Source organism: Mediterraneibacter faecis (assembly GCF_055383675.1).
On the sequence record NZ_AP043803.1, the window covers coordinates 106,319 to 121,811 of the forward strand.

Here is a 15,493-nt window from a genome sequence, read left to right on the forward strand (position 1 = left end):
AATCAGCAGGATTGGAAATGTGAAATGTCACAGAAAATGTGAAAGAGATCTAACGCTGTGAAGGGGGGCATAATGTACAAAAAGTATTGTTGAAACGCCAGAGTGTATGTATTATATGTACAGAGTAATTCATGAATGAAAAAACACTGTTGATGACAGAGAATTTGTAAACAGTTGTAAACAAGTTACGTAGGAGGAATGAGGATATGAGTGAAAAGAAAAGTACTTTGATGCAAAAAGTACAGCGCTTTGGTGGAGCGATGTTCACGCCGGTATTATTTTTTGCAGTCTTTGGAATTATTGTAGGTTTCGCAACTTTATTTAAGAATAATCTGGTATTTGGATCTTTGGCAGATCCTGAGACTACCTGGTACAAGGTCTGGGATATCATTTATAATGGAGCAAACACGGTATTTAAACAGATGCCATTGATATTTGCAATTGGTCTTCCGGTATCACTTGCAAAGAAACAGCAGGCAAGAGCATGTCTTGAGATATTTGTAATCTATGCAACCTTTCTTTATCTGACAAGTTCTATTTTGCAGTACTGGGGGCCGGTTTTTGGTGTTGATTTTGAATCTGTAGAAAGAACAAGCGGACTTGCAACAATTGCCAGTGTAAGAACATTGGATATGGGAATTGTTGGAGCACTGATCATTGCAGGAATTGCAGTTTATCTTCATAATAAGTTTTTTGACATGGAAGTGCCGAAATATGTTGAGACATTCAAAGGTTCTCCAATGGTTGTACTAATTGGATTCTTTGTTATGATTCCTGTTTCTGTTCTTGCATGCCTGATCTGGCCACATGTACAGGATGGAATTGCCAGTGTGCAGAGCTTTCTTGCAAGCACAGGAGTCTTCGGAGTAGGGATGTATACATTCCTTGAAAGATTGATGATTCCGTTTGGACTTCATCATTTCATTTACGCTCCATTTTTATATGATTCAGCAATTGTTGACGGTGGAATCAAGGCATACTGGGTTGCGCATCTTTCAGAATTCGCTTCTATGAAAGGTTCTCTTGCAGCAATGTTCCCGGCAGGAGGATTCGCTCTTACAGGTATGAGTAAGATGTTTGCACCACTCGGAATCAGCGGAGCAATCTATGTGACAGCAAAACCAAATAAGAAAAAGAAAGTACTTGCACTTTTAATTCCGGTATTGATTACAGCAATGTTCACAGGAATTACAGAGCCACTGGAATTTACATTTCTTTTTATCGCTCCTGTTTTGTATCTGTGTCATGCAGTGCTTGCAGGATTGATGTCAGCAATCACATTTGCATGTGGAATCAGTGGAGATTTCAGTTTGGGACTGATCCAGAATGCGTCTCTGAACTGGGTACCTCTTTGGAGCACACATGGTGGAAGCTATGTACTTCAGATTGTGATTGGATTGATTTTCTCAGCCATCTATTTTGTACTGTTCCGTGCATTGATTCTTAAGATGAATCTGAAGACACCGGGAAGAGAAGCAGATGATGAAGAAAGTAAACTGTATACAAAGAAAGAATACAAAGCAAAGAAAGAAAATAGTTCAGACAACAAATATCAGATAGCAGCAGAAGTTTATATGGAAGGTCTTGGCGGAAAAGAAAATATCATCGATGTAACAAACTGTGCTACCCGTCTTCGTGTATCGGTGAAGGATGTTGATAAGGTACTGCCGGATGCATATTTCAAAGAAAATGGCGCGCATGGTGTTGTGAGAAATGGAACAGCGCTTCAGGTTATTGTTGGTCTGAGTGTTCCCAACGTAAGAGAAGAATTTGAAAAATTACTGTAGAAATAATAGAAAAAAGAGGAAAATATAATGAAAAAATTTAACATTACAATCGCCGGAGGCGGAAGTACTTATACACCAGGAATTGTATTAATGCTTGCAGAGGAGTCTTATCGATTCCCGGTAGAAGAAATTAAATTATATGACAATCTTGCGTCTCGTCAGGAGCCAATCGGAAAAGCAATGGAAATTATGATGAAAGAGCAGCATCCGGAGATTAAGTTTTCTTATACAACAGATCCGGAAGAGGCATTTACGAACATTGATTTTGTATTTGCACATATCAGAGTCGGACTTTATGCGATGCGTGAACTGGATGAAAAGATTCCGCTGAAATATGATGTTGTTGGACAGGAGACTTGCGGACCAGGAGGAATCGCATATGGAATGAGATCCATTGCAGGTGTTCTGGAGATTCTTGATTATATGGAGAAATATTCTCCAGATGCATGGATGCTGAACTATTCCAATCCGGCAGCGATTGTGGCAGAAGCGACAAGAAGACTCCGTCCGAATTCAAGAATTATCAATATCTGTGATATGCCAGTTGCACTGGAAAATATTATGGCAAATATCCTAAATCTGGAATCAAGAAAAGAAATGATAGTAAAATATTATGGATTAAACCATTTTGGATGGTGGACAAGCATTACAGATAAAGCAGGAAAGGATCTGATGCCTGAACTGAAGGCATTTGTGAAAGAAAAAGGATATGCGAAGGAGACGGAAGATTATCAGCACCGTGCCCAGAGCTGGAAAGATACTTATCTGATGGCAAAAGATGTTTACGCATTGGATCCAGAGACAGTACCGAACACGTACCTTAAATATTATCTGCTTCAGGATGAAGTTGTAGAGCATTCAAACAAAGAATATACGAGAGCAAACGAAGTAATGGATTCTCGTGAGAAAGAAGTATTTGATACGGCGAAAGGCATTATCGAAAAAGGTAGTGCGGAAGGATATACTTTTGCAGTCGGAGCACATGCAACATTTATTGTCGATCTGGCATGCGCACTTGCATTTAATACAAAAGAAAGAATGCTTCTGATTGTACCAAACAACGGAGCAATTTCCAATTTTGATCCGGAAGCAATGGTTGAGATTCCATGTCTTGTTGGAAGTAACGGACCGGAGCCACTGGCAGTAGGAAAGATTCCAGAGTTCCAGAAGGGACTTATGGAGCAGCAGGTAGCGGTTGAGAAACTTACGGTAGATGCGTGGATGGAACATTCCTATCTGAAGTTGTGGCAGGCACTTACGTTAAGTAAGACGGTACCAAGTGCAAAGATTGCAAAGAAGATTCTGGATGAGCTGATTGAGGCAAACAAAGAATACTGGCCGGAACTTTCATAATAAAATAAAAGACATAGTAGAAATACGATTGCGTCTAAAGAAAAAACTGGTGTGCAGTAGCGCAGCAGTTTTTTTCTTGTGTTAAGCAGGAAGGAGCAGGGAAGAATTGTGGAATAAATAAGAAGATTGTGATAGTATAGAAATAATAAATAATCGAGAAAATGAGGTGATGGCATGAAATTAGAGGCGTTAGTCAGCAGACATTATGATGAATTGAATCCAAATGATCTTATTATCTGGCGGTATATTACTCAAAATAAAGAACAATGTCTGAACATGACGATTGAAGCACTCGCACAGTTATGCAATGTATCTCGGAGTACGGTCATGCGTTTTGCACAGAAGATTGGCTTATCCGGCTATAGTGAATTAAAAGCCTGTCTGCGCTTTGAACTGGAAGAAGACGAAGTGCCTGTGTCACGTAATTTGGTATCCTTGATATGTGACAGCAATATCAAGGCCATACATCATTTCCAGTCACAGAACTACGATGATATCTGTCAGATTTTATATAATGCGAAAAGAATTTTTATGTATGGGACGGGGAGTCTGCAGAAATCAGTCTGCCGGGAATTTCAGAGAATGATGTTGTCGTTGAATATTCTGGTTAATGATATTCCGGCGGAGGGTGAAGTGCGCAAAGTTGTAAAACTGATGAAGCCGGATGATATCTTTTTTGTTGTATCAAAATCAGGAGAAAGTGATTTTATACGTAATATTATGATTCAGGCGAACAGCAAAGGTGTGACAACAATCTCTTTGACTCGATATGGGAATAATACACTGGCCAGAATGAGCACCAAAAATTTGTTTGTAAATATAGAGGAAGTTACTGTATTGGAGGAGACCAATTTTGAGTCTATGACATTGATGTTTATCATTCTTGAAATTTTATTTGCAAAGCTAGTAGAGTACAGGACGAAATTTTACATAGAGTAGTTGAAAAATTCTTGGTAGAATTAGTGATTTTAAAAGTGATAAATTATGATTGAAAAAAAAGTTGTTGCGACTTATAATAAAACTACAGATTCCCACAGATGAAAGGTCTGTGGGGATTTTTGCGTTATGAATTCAAACAACCGGAGGATTTCCTTTATGATAAATTTTAAGAGATACGGAAAGTGCTGTCTGTCTCTTTTCCTGGCGGTATCTATGATATTGATGCCGTCAGTACAGACATTTGCTGAGGAAGAAACGGCGGCAGCCACAACAGATTCAACTCAGACAGAGGGAGAAGACAGGGAGACACAGCGTCAGAAATGTTATGCGATCGCACCAGATTCAAACAGTGTGGAGAACTGGCCACAGGGTCCGGCGACTTATGCGGATTCTGCAATCGTTATGGACATGAACAGTGGGGCAGTTTTATATAGCAAGCAGATTGAAAAGAAGCATTATCCGGCAAGTATTACAAAACTTCTGACAACATTGGTTGCGTTGGACAATGCAGAGCTTACAGATACGGTAGAATTTTCCCAGGACAGTATCTCCTTTCTGGAATATGGTGATGCCCATATCGGCATGACACCGGGGGAGCAGATCAGTATGGAAGATGCGCTCTATGCCGTTCTTCTGGCATCGGCAAATGAGGTCTCTTATGCAGTAGCTGAGAGTGTTGGCAAGAAGATGGGTGGGGGTTATGACACATTTATTCAGGCGATGAATGATGAGTCAGAAAAACTTGGATGTACAGGTTCACACTGGACGAATGCGAACGGACTTCATGATGAACAACATTATACAACGGCGCATGATATGGCAAGAATTGGTGCAGCAGTTTATCAGAAGGAAGCGTTCCGGACAATTTCCCAATCGTTAAGCCATACGATTCCGGCAACGAATCTGGTGAATGAAGAACGTACTTTTCAGCAGAAGCACAAGATGCTCTGGCCACAGAATGATAATTATTATGAATACTGCAAGGGCGGTAAGACCGGCTACACAGATCAGGCAAGAACAACGCTTGTGACAATGGCAGATAACGGAGATATGCAGCTTGTTGCGGTTGTACTTTATGATTTTGGAAATGATGCTTATATAGATACTCGTGCCATGTTTGATTATGCTTACAGTAATTTTTCAAAAATATCTTTGAAGGATCAGAAGCTTCCGGAAGGTGTGAAGTCTTATGAAGACGAAGATGCTTATATCGTACTTCCGAAGAGTGCACAATTTTCTGATGTGAAAGCAGAAGTGAAGGAAGACAGCAACAAGGATGGATCCGGAACAGTAACATTTACTTATAAAGGGCAGGAAGTAGGCAGTGTGAAAGCTGCGATAGAAAAAACAGAGGAAAGCAGTGCAGCTGTTTTGGGAAAAAAGAAAGATAAGACAACTTCAACTGTCGTAACCGGGATTTCAAAGTTTATGAAAATTGTGATCGGAGTTGTAATTGCAGTTGTGATTTTATTGATCATCATTGTTGTACTTGCGAATTACCGGAAGCAGATAAGACGTCGCAGAAGAAAAAAAGGAAAAAGAAGAAATGCAAAGAGTGGTAATGTGAAAAGAAAGAAGAAACGCCGCAGATAAGAAAACAGAAATTTGCGAAAGAACGCTGAAAACAACGTTTTTTCGCACTTTTTTTATCATAATAAACCTTGACTAGAGCCAAGAATCTCTTTATAATAAGCCGTGTGTAGAAGTTCACAGGTAAAGCGATGACGGAGACAGTAGGATTTATCCGAACGTTACAGCGAGCCGGAGATGGTGGGAGTCCGGTGCAAGTAAGAGATTTTTGAAGATCACTCCAGAGCAGCAGTTCCTGAAACAGATGCAGAAAAGAGGTTTCTGCAGAAAGAGAGAGTAAGGACTGACGCGTGTCCGGCGTTAAAGGATACCATATGCAGGTCAGAAATCAGACCTAAGTATGATGTAACAGGTGGTTTAACGAGAGAAGTTCAGGCTTTCGTCCTATTACAGGACGGAAGCCTTTCTTTTTTTAAGAATCATAAAATAAACTCAGGAAAGGATAAGAACATGTATAAGAAAGTTTTAACTGACATGAACTTTGTCAGCCGTGAAAAAGAAGTTGAAAAGTTCTGGGATGATAATGAAATCTTCCAGAAAAGTATGGATGAAAAAGAAGGATGTCCGGATTATATTTTCTATGACGGACCTCCGACAGCAAATGGTAAACCGCATATCGGACACGTTTTAACTCGTGTTATTAAGGATATGATCCCAAGATACCGTACAATGAAAGGATATATGGTTCCAAGAAAGGCCGGATGGGATACACATGGCCTTCCGGTAGAGCTTGAAGTTGAGAAGCTTCTTGGTCTTGATGGAAAAGATCAGATTGAGAAATATGGTCTTGAACCATTTATCAAGAAATGTAAAGAGAGTGTATGGAAATACAAAGGAATGTGGGAGGATTTCTCAGGTACAGTTGGATTCTGGGCTGACATGGAGCACCCATATGTAACATATGATAACAATTTTATCGAGTCTGAATGGTGGGCTCTGAAGCAGATTTGGGATAAGGGACTCCTTTACAAAGGATTTAAGATCGTTCCTTACTGCCCGCGTTGTGGAACACCGCTTTCCGCACAGGAAGTTGCACAGGGATACAAGGATGTTAAGGAGCGTTCAGCAATCGTTCGTTTTAAAGTAAAAGATGAAGATGCATATATTCTTGCATGGACAACAACACCTTGGACACTTCCATCCAACCTTGCACTTTGTGTAAATCCGAAAGAAGATTACGCAAAGGTTAAGGCAGCAGACGGACATGTATATTACATGGCATGTGCACTGCTTGATACAGTTCTTGGAAGACTTGCAGAAGAAGGTAAAGATGCTTACGAAATCCTTGAGACTTACAAGGGAACTGATCTGGAAGGAAAAGAATACGAGCCACTGTACCAGTGTGCCGCAGACGAGGCAGCAAAACAGCGCAAGAAAGCATTCTATGTTGTATGTGATGAGTACGTCACTCTGACAGATGGTACAGGAGTCGTTCATATCGCACCAGCATTTGGTGAAGATGATGCGAATGTAGGAAGAAAATATGATCTTCCATTCGTACAGCTTGTAGATGAGAAGGGTGATATGGCAGAATCCACACCGTTCGCCGGTCTGTTTGTAAAGAAAGCTGATCCGGAAGTATTAAAGGATCTGGATGCAAGAGGACTTCTTTATGATGCACCGAAGTTCGAGCATAGCTATCCTCACTGCTGGAGATGTGATACTCCGCTGATCTACTATGCACGTGAGTCCTGGTTCATCAAGATGACAGCAGTTCGCGACGATCTGATCAGAAATAATAACACAATTAACTGGATTCCGGAAAGTATCGGTAAAGGACGTTTCGGTGACTGGATCGAGAATGTTCAGGACTGGGGAATCAGTCGTAACCGTTACTGGGGAACACCACTGAATATCTGGCAGTGTGAGTGTGGACATATGCACTCTATCGGAAGCATTGAAGAACTGAAATCAATGTCTGATAACTGTCCGGATGATATCGAGCTTCACCGCCCATACATCGATGCTGTAACAATCAAGTGTCCGGAGTGTGGTAAAGAGATGCACAGAGTACCGGAAGTTATCGACTGCTGGTTCGACAGTGGATCCATGCCATTTGCACAGCATCATTATCCATTTGAAAATAAAGACTTATTTGAGAGACAGTTCCCGGCAGATTTCATTTCCGAGGCGGTAGACCAGACAAGAGGATGGTTCTATTCTCTGCTTGCAATCTCAACACTGCTGTTCAACAAGGCTCCATATAAGAATGTTATCGTTCTTGGACATGTTCAGGATGAGAACGGACAGAAGATGAGTAAGTCTAAAGGAAATGCGGTCGATCCGTTTGATGCACTTGAGAAATACGGAGCAGATGCGATCCGCTGGTATTTCTACATCAACAGTGCTCCGTGGCTGCCGAACCGTTTCCACGGAAAAGCCGTTCAGGAAGGACAGCGTAAGTTCATGGGAACACTTTGGAATACTTATGCATTCTTCGTGCTTTATGCGAATATTGATAATTTTGATGCAACAAAATATACTCTGGAATATGATAAACTTCCGGTTATGGACAAGTGGATCCTCTCCAAGATGAACACAATGGTAAAAGATGTAGATTATAATCTTGGCAATTACAGAATCCCAGAGGCAGCACGTGTGCTTCAGGATTTCGTAGATGATCTGAGTAACTGGTATGTAAGAAGAAGCCGTGAGCGTTTCTGGGCAAAGGGAATGGAGCAGGATAAGATCAATGCTTACATGACTCTGTACACAGCTCTTGTTACAGTATCTAAGGCAGCAGCTCCGATGATCCCGTTCATGACAGAAGAGATTTATCAGAACCTGGTTCGCAGCATTGATAAGGATGCTCCGGAAAGTATTCACCTTTGTGACTTCCCAGAAGTTCATGAAGATCAGATTGACAAAGAACTTGAAAATAACATGGAACATGTTCTTGACCTTGTTGTTATGGGACGTGCATGCCGTAATGCGTCCAACATCAAGAACCGTCAGCCGATCGGAAAGATGTTTGTGAAAGCAGACTTTGATCTTCCAGAATTCTATCAGGAGATCGTTGCAGACGAGCTGAATGTTAAAAATGTTAAATTTACAGATGATGTAAGAGACTTTACTTCTTATAGTTTTAAACCACAATTAAAGACAGTCGGACCGAAATATGGTAAGATGTTAGGTGGTATCAAAGCGGCGCTTAACGACATCGATGGAAATGCAGCAATGGATGAGCTCAACGCTACAGGTGCACTCAAACTGGATGTAAACGGACAGGAGATCGAACTTTTCAAGGAAGACCTTCTGATCGATACAGCACAGATTGAAGGATATGAATCTGTAAATGACAACGGAATCACAGTTGTTCTCGATACAAACCTGTCACCAGAGCTGCTGGAAGAGGGATTTGTACGTGAGATCATCAGCAAGATCCAGACAATGAGAAAAGAAGCTGATTTCGAAGTTATGGACAGAATCAAAGTTACATACGAGGGTAGTGAAAAGGCAGAAGCTGTCTTCGAAAAGAACAATACACTGATCGCAGGTGAGGTACTTGCGGATGAAGTTGTAAAAGCACAGCCGGCTGGTTACGTGAAAGAATGGAAGATCAACGGCGAAGCAGTTACAATGGGTGTTGAGAAAAAAGGAGAGTAATAAACATGTTCAGTAAAAGATTCGAGAAAAAGGCTTTTAAAGCGGCAGTAAAGGATAACGTTAAGACACTTTATAGAAAGACAATCGATGAGGCTACACCGCAGCAGCTATTCCAGGCAGTATCCTATGCAGTCAAAGATGTTATTATCGATGATTGGATTGAGACACAGAAAAGATATGATGAGACAGACGCCAAGACAGTATACTATATGTCAATGGAGTTCCTTATGGGACGTGCACTTGGCAACAACCTCATCAATATGACAGCATATAAAGATGTAAAAGAAGCACTGGAAGAGATGAATATTGATCTGAACGTGATTGAAGACCAGGAGCCGGATGCGGCTCTTGGAAATGGTGGTCTTGGACGTCTTGCAGCATGTTTCCTTGATTCTCTCGCTACACTGAATTACCCGGCATATGGATGTGGAATCCGTTATCGTTACGGAATGTTCAAACAGAAAATCAAAGATGGATATCAGGTAGAGGTTCCGGACAACTGGCTGAAAGAAGGAAATCCGTTTGAGATTCGCCGTGAAGAGTACGCAAAAGAAGTACGTTTTGGCGGAAATATCCGTTTCGAGAAAGATCCTGTTACAGGAAAAGATAAATTTATCCAGGAAAACTATGAGTCTGTCATGGCAGTTCCGTATGATATGCCAATCGTTGGATATGGCAATCACGTAGTAAATACACTGCGTGTATGGGATGCAAAACCGATCACAGACTTTAAACTTGATGAATTTGACAGAGGAAATTATCACAAAGCAGTAGAGCAGGAAAACCTTGCAAAACTGATCGTTGATGTTCTCTATCCGAACGATAACCATTACTCAGGAAAAGAGCTTCGTCTGAAACAGCAGTATTTCTTTATTTCTGCAAGTCTTCAGGCTCTGATCGAGAAGTATAAGAAAAAACATGGTGATATCAGAAAACTGCATGAGAAGGTTGTTATCCAGATGAACGATACTCACCCGACAGTTGCAGTTCCAGAATTAATGCGTCTCCTCATCGACGTAGAAGGATTAAGCTGGGAGGATGCATGGGAAGTTACAAGTAAGACTTGTGCTTATACAAACCATACAATCATGGCAGAGGCACTTGAGAAATGGCCAATCGACCTGTTCTCTAAATTGCTTCCACGTATTTACCAGATTGTACAGGAGATCGATCGTCGTTTCCTGATTAAGGTTCGCGAAATGTATCCGGGAAATGAAGAGAAAGTCCGCAAAATGGCAATCCTTATGAACGGACAGGTTCGTATGGCTAACATGGCAATCGTTGCAGGATTCTCTGTAAATGGTGTTGCACAGCTTCATACAGAGATCCTTGAGAAACAGGAACTGAAAGATTTCTATCAGATGATGCCTGAGAAATTCAACAATAAGACAAACGGAATCACACAGAGACGTTTCCTCGCACATGGAAACCCACTTCTTGCGGATTGGATCACAGATAAGATCGGTGATGGATGGATCACAGATCTGTCTCAGATTGTAAAGCTGAAACCACTTGTTGAAGACGAAGACGCAAGACGTGAATTTATGGAAATTAAATACCAGAATAAAGTTCGCCTTGCGAAATATATCAAAGAGCATAACGGAATCGATGTAGATCCTCGCTCTATCTTTGACATTCAGGTAAAACGTCTGCATGAGTACAAACGTCAGCTGTTAAATATCCTGCATATCATGTATCTGTACAATCAGATCAAAGAGCATCCGGAGATGTCCTTCTACCCAAGAACATTTATCTTCGGAGCAAAGGCAGCAGCAGGATACCTTCGTGCGAAAGAGACAATCAAACTGATCAACTCCGTAGCAGATGTTGTAAATAACGACAGAAGCATCAACGGAAAGCTGAAAGTTGTATTTATCGAAGACTACAGAGTATCCAATGCAGAGATTCTTTTCGCAGCGGCAGATGTCAGCGAACAGATTTCAACAGCTTCCAAAGAGGCATCCGGTACAGGTAACATGAAGTTCATGTTGAACGGTGCACCGACACTCGGAACAATGGATGGAGCAAATGTAGAGATCGTTCATGAAGTCGGAGAAGAGAATGCATTTATCTTCGGTCTGAGTTCACAGGAAGTAATCAATTACGAGAACAATGGCGGTTACAACCCAACAGATGTTTACTTTAATGATTGGGAGATCAAACGTGTCGTAGATCAGCTGATGGATGGAACATATTCTAACGGCGATCACAACATGTATATCAATCTGTATAACTCACTGCTGAATACACAGTGTACAGACAAAGCAGATACTTACTTCATTCTGAAAGACTTCCGTTCTTATGCAGATGCACAGAAGAGAGTAGAAGAAGCTTATAGAGATCAGCAGAGATGGTCTAAGATGGCAATGATGAACACAGCATGCAGCGGTAAGTTCACATCTGACAGAACAATCGAAGAGTATGTTCGTGATATCTGGCATCTGGAGAAGGTTGAAGTTCCATCAGGACAGGACCTTTTCGAATAAGCAATTACACGGAGAATGAAACCAGATAAGTTCTAAAATAGGACAGCCTTCCATACAATAGAGTATGGAGGGCTGTTTTTATGCGTGATACAATTAGAAATAAAATAAAGTTATTTTTTGCATTTCTTATCATACTGTTTTTACTTCCTTACATCATTTCTGTTTTTATAAACGGAAAGAATGCGGTGCAGGGAGCTGACAGCGATAATGCATCTGTGTATCTCGCAGGAATACTCGCAGGAGAAACAGATGGAGGATATGAAATAGAAGCATTGAAGGCACAGGCGGTTGTTCTACGTACAGAGTTGTACAGAACAGAGAAAGAAAAGCAAACTATTTTGGATAAATGTCTGACGCAGACTCAGATGAAGAAAAAGTGGGGGCCAAAATACGAAGAGAATTTGAAAAAATGTCAACAGGCAGCACAGGAAACAAAAGGAATTGTATTGTGGTATCATGAGACCTTTGCATGGGCACCGTTTCATCAATCCAGTAATGGAAAGACCAGAGACGTGCAGGAGGTACTTGGGAATGCAGATTATCCGTACATCACAGCAAAAGAATGTCCGCTTGATAAGGCGGCAGAAGATGAAATTCAGGTACATTTGATAGAATATAAAGAGATACAAAAGAGATGTAGAGAATTCCTTGTGGCAGAGGAACAGAAAAAAGCGGAAAATGGTTATGGATATGAAGATTTTGAAATTCAGGAATGGGATTCTTCCGGTTATGTCCGAAAAATGAGGATTGGAGAGACGATATGTACAGGAGATCAGTTCCGTGATGCACTGAAACTTCCTTCGAGTTCATTTTCTTTTTATGAAAGTCCACACGGGTTGAAGATTGCAACTGTTGGAAAAGGGCACGGATTCGGAATGAGTCAGTGGACTGCACAGGAAATGGCAAAGGATGGGAAAAATTATGAAGAGATCCTGCAATATTTTTATGAAGGAACAGAACTACACCACATAGATGAATAAGATCGATCATTTCAGGCAATGCTATAGCCAGAGGTGATGATTATGAATAAAAATGAAAGACCGGCCTTTTTGAAAGGAAAGGGAGCTGCAGTTGGCGCAGTACTTTGTTTTGTTGCGGTAATTACAATGGTTGGGAGCTACACATACAATCATTACAAAAAAGATATGGAGCAGCAGATCAAAGATGCGCAAACAACAGCAGAACAGCTTACAGAAGATGATAGTACATTGGCGAATACAGATGATATTCTTCCTACAGACACAGATTCAGAAGAGGATAATGCAGAAAACCAGGAATCCCAAAAGGATGTTCAGCAAGAGAATGAAAACAGTATGGAGAATGGAAATACATCCACAGAGGAAATTCAAAGCACGGCATCTTCAAATACACAGAATGTGTGGTTTACTCAGGAAAGCACACTTGCCTGGCCGGCAAGCGGAGCAACACTTTTGAGTTTTAGTATGGATCATACAGTATATTTTCCAACATTGGAGCAGTATAAATATAATCCTGCACTGATTATTGGTGGAACGCAGGGAGAAGTGATCCACGCAGCGGCAGCAGGAGTTGTAGAGAGTATTGAACAGACTGCCCAGACAGGAACTACCGTGACACTTGATATGGGAAATGGGTATACTGCGGTTTATGGCCAACTGGATGAAGTGGCGGCAGCAGTTGGAGATTATATTGCAGCCGGAGAGGAAGTGGGAACACTGAATTCACCGACGAAATATTATAGTGTCGAAGGACCAAATTTATATTTTGAAATTATGAAAGACGGGGCGCCGGTTGACCCAATGAATTTTATGGAGTAAAGTTGTATTTGTTTGGATAAAATGAAGGAATCAAAAGTTTGATTACGGGTGCAGGATCAATACTATATTGTATGGGATAGTTACTGTTCACTCCCGTGTCAATCACTCCGCTGATTGACACGGAGGATGCGTGTTTTGACTTGAATGCATCTCGCCCCATCGCCAAAGGCGATTTAAAATGGCGAGATGCGTTGCTGGTCGCACATCGTGTGAACAGTAATATCGGATACAGGAAAAGTTTTCTTGATAATATACTATGATGTGAGTGTCAAAAGTAAATTTTGCCACTTACATCATAGTTTTGGTCTTGGATAAGGGATTCATGATATAGTAAATAACATGCATCGAAAGAGTAATGCGGGAGATAGCAGAGGTGAGTTTTTGAATTATACATATATGCTAAAATGTAGTGACGGAACGTTATACACGGGCTGGACAAATGATCTGGAAAAACGTGTGGAGGCGCACAATTCAGGGAAAGGCGCAAAATATACGAAGGCACGGAGGCCTGTTGAATTGGCTTATTATGAGGAATTTGAGACAAAAGAACAGGCAATGAAACGGGAATATGCAATTAAGCAGTTAGGGAGAAAAGAGAAACAGAAACTCATTGCCGGCAAAAAAGTTAAATTATCAGATGAAAGAAAAGAGAAGGAAGATTAAAAAAACTGCCCATCAGGAAATGTTACATTCCCGATGGGCAGTTTTATCACAACAAAAGCAATCGCTTCTGCTGATAAGGTTTGTTTAGCCGAAGTATCTCTTAAGCAGTCCTTCGAATGCTTTTCCGTGTCTTGCTTCATCGCGAGCCATCTCGTGTACTGTGTCGTGGATTGCATCCAGGTTAGCAGCTTTCGCTCTCTTTGCAAGATCGAATTTACCTTCTGTAGCACCGTGCTCAGCATCAACTCTCATCTCAAGGTTTTTCTTTGTACTGTCTGTTACAACTTCACCAAGAAGTTCAGCGAATTTTGCAGCATGCTCTGCTTCTTCGTAAGCAGCTTTTTCCCAGTAAAGTCCGATTTCCGGATATCCTTCTCTGTGAGCAACTCTTGCCATTGCAAGGTACATTCCTACTTCAGAGCACTCTCCTGCGAAGTTTGCACGAAGATCTGCAAGAATATCTTCGCTGACACCCTGTGCAACACCTACAACGTGCTCAGCAGCCCATACTTTGTCTCCTTCCTGCTCTTTGAACTTAGAAGCTGGTGCGTGACAGACTGGACATTCAGCCGGTGCAGCATCTCCTTCGTGAACATAACCACATACTGTACATACAAATTTTTTCATAATGACAATCTCCTTTTTCTTATTAATTTTTTTTATAACTTAAGACTTTCTAATGCAGTCACTGCATTCCCCATAAAACAAAGTGGAACTTGAAGTGATGATTCCATCAAAATTCTCCCCGGCCAGCCGGTTCACTTCTTCAATACTCTTCATATCCAGTTCCAGATCCAGTAACCGTCCACAGCTTGTACAGAGAAAATGATTGTGCGGAATAACATTCCCGTCAAATCGATCTCCGCCGTCAGGTGTTGGGATCTTGATTGCTTCGCCGATATCTGTCAGCAGATTCAAATTCCGGTAAACAGTACCAAGACTGATATTAGGAAAATCCTCTTTAACATGCAGATAAACAGTGTCGGCAGTGGGATGCTCTTTTGTTGAAGCGAGATAATGCTTGATAGCTTCTCGCTGTCGGCTATATTTAATTGCAGCCATAGATTCACCTCTTTCTGAAATCGAATCAATAACAGTAACGATTACTGTAATTAGAATATAACTTATATTTTTAAAATTGTCAATAGAAAAAAATAAGTTTTTTCTATTTGTTCTGACAAAATGTTACAGAATAATTAACAAAAAGGATGTTAAGCTTAATAAAAAAGGGGAATAATTACAAATAGTGGAGGGCGATAATTATGAAAAAACT

Annotated in this window: 11 protein-coding genes; 9 read left to right on the plus strand and 2 right to left on the minus strand. The window is 40.9% G+C overall.

What is annotated here, in order from left to right:
• The first annotated feature begins 206 nt into the window (after nt 1–206).
• From ACZ47Z_RS00500 to ACZ47Z_RS00540, 9 genes are all read left to right on the plus strand, one after another.
• The gene (locus ACZ47Z_RS00500) at nt 207–1,787 is read left to right on the plus strand and encodes an alpha-glucoside-specific PTS transporter subunit IIBC (protein ID WP_270364156.1); all 1,581 of its coding nucleotides are present in this window, start codon (nt 207–209) and stop codon (nt 1,785–1,787) included.
• A 27-nt stretch (nt 1,788–1,814) separates the two neighbouring features.
• A complete protein-coding gene (locus ACZ47Z_RS00505) occupies nt 1,815–3,140 on the plus strand; it encodes a 6-phospho-alpha-glucosidase (protein WP_054753682.1) in 1,326 nt (441 codons plus the stop codon).
• Nucleotides 3,141–3,314: 174 nt separating this feature from the next.
• A complete protein-coding gene (locus ACZ47Z_RS00510; protein WP_117541758.1) occupies nt 3,315–4,079 on the plus strand; it encodes a MurR/RpiR family transcriptional regulator in 765 nt (254 codons plus the stop codon).
• A 156-nt stretch (nt 4,080–4,235) separates the two neighbouring features.
• The gene (locus ACZ47Z_RS00515) at nt 4,236–5,672 is read left to right on the plus strand and encodes a D-alanyl-D-alanine carboxypeptidase family protein (protein WP_464525752.1); all 1,437 of its coding nucleotides are present in this window, start codon (nt 4,236–4,238) and stop codon (nt 5,670–5,672) included.
• A 447-nt stretch (nt 5,673–6,119) separates the two neighbouring features.
• A complete protein-coding gene (gene ileS, locus ACZ47Z_RS00520; RefSeq protein WP_464525753.1) occupies nt 6,120–9,275 on the plus strand; it encodes an isoleucine--tRNA ligase in 3,156 nt (1,051 codons plus the stop codon).
• Between the two features lie 5 nt (nt 9,276–9,280).
• Complete coding sequence (locus tag ACZ47Z_RS00525; RefSeq protein ID WP_054753689.1) at nt 9,281–11,761, plus strand: glycogen/starch/alpha-glucan phosphorylase; 2,481 nt, start codon at nt 9,281–9,283, stop codon at nt 11,759–11,761.
• A gap of 80 nt (nt 11,762–11,841) precedes the next feature.
• On the plus strand, nt 11,842–12,741 hold the full coding sequence (locus ACZ47Z_RS00530; protein ID WP_015527604.1) for a SpoIID/LytB domain-containing protein: 900 nt from the start codon (nt 11,842–11,844) through the stop codon (nt 12,739–12,741).
• A gap of 42 nt (nt 12,742–12,783) precedes the next feature.
• A complete protein-coding gene (locus ACZ47Z_RS00535) occupies nt 12,784–13,557 on the plus strand; it encodes a M23 family metallopeptidase (RefSeq protein ID WP_015527603.1) in 774 nt (257 codons plus the stop codon).
• Nucleotides 13,558–13,938: 381 nt separating this feature from the next.
• Nucleotides 13,939–14,220 (plus strand): GIY-YIG nuclease family protein, encoded by a 282-nt coding sequence (locus tag ACZ47Z_RS00540; RefSeq protein WP_055145063.1) that lies wholly within the window; start codon nt 13,939–13,941, stop codon nt 14,218–14,220.
• Between the two features lie 84 nt (nt 14,221–14,304).
• Here the strand turns inward: ACZ47Z_RS00540 and ACZ47Z_RS00545 are convergent, their stop codons facing one another.
• Together ACZ47Z_RS00545 and ACZ47Z_RS00550 are read right to left on the minus strand one after the other, a co-directional pair.
• Nucleotides 14,305–14,847: an NADH peroxidase gene (locus ACZ47Z_RS00545; RefSeq protein ID WP_015527602.1), complete on the minus strand. Its 543-nt coding sequence runs from the start codon at nt 14,845–14,847 to the stop codon at nt 14,305–14,307.
• A 39-nt stretch (nt 14,848–14,886) separates the two neighbouring features.
• The gene (locus ACZ47Z_RS00550; protein WP_015527601.1) at nt 14,887–15,282 is read right to left on the minus strand and encodes a Fur family transcriptional regulator; all 396 of its coding nucleotides are present in this window, start codon (nt 15,280–15,282) and stop codon (nt 14,887–14,889) included.
• Between the last annotated feature and the right edge of the window lie 211 nt (nt 15,283–15,493).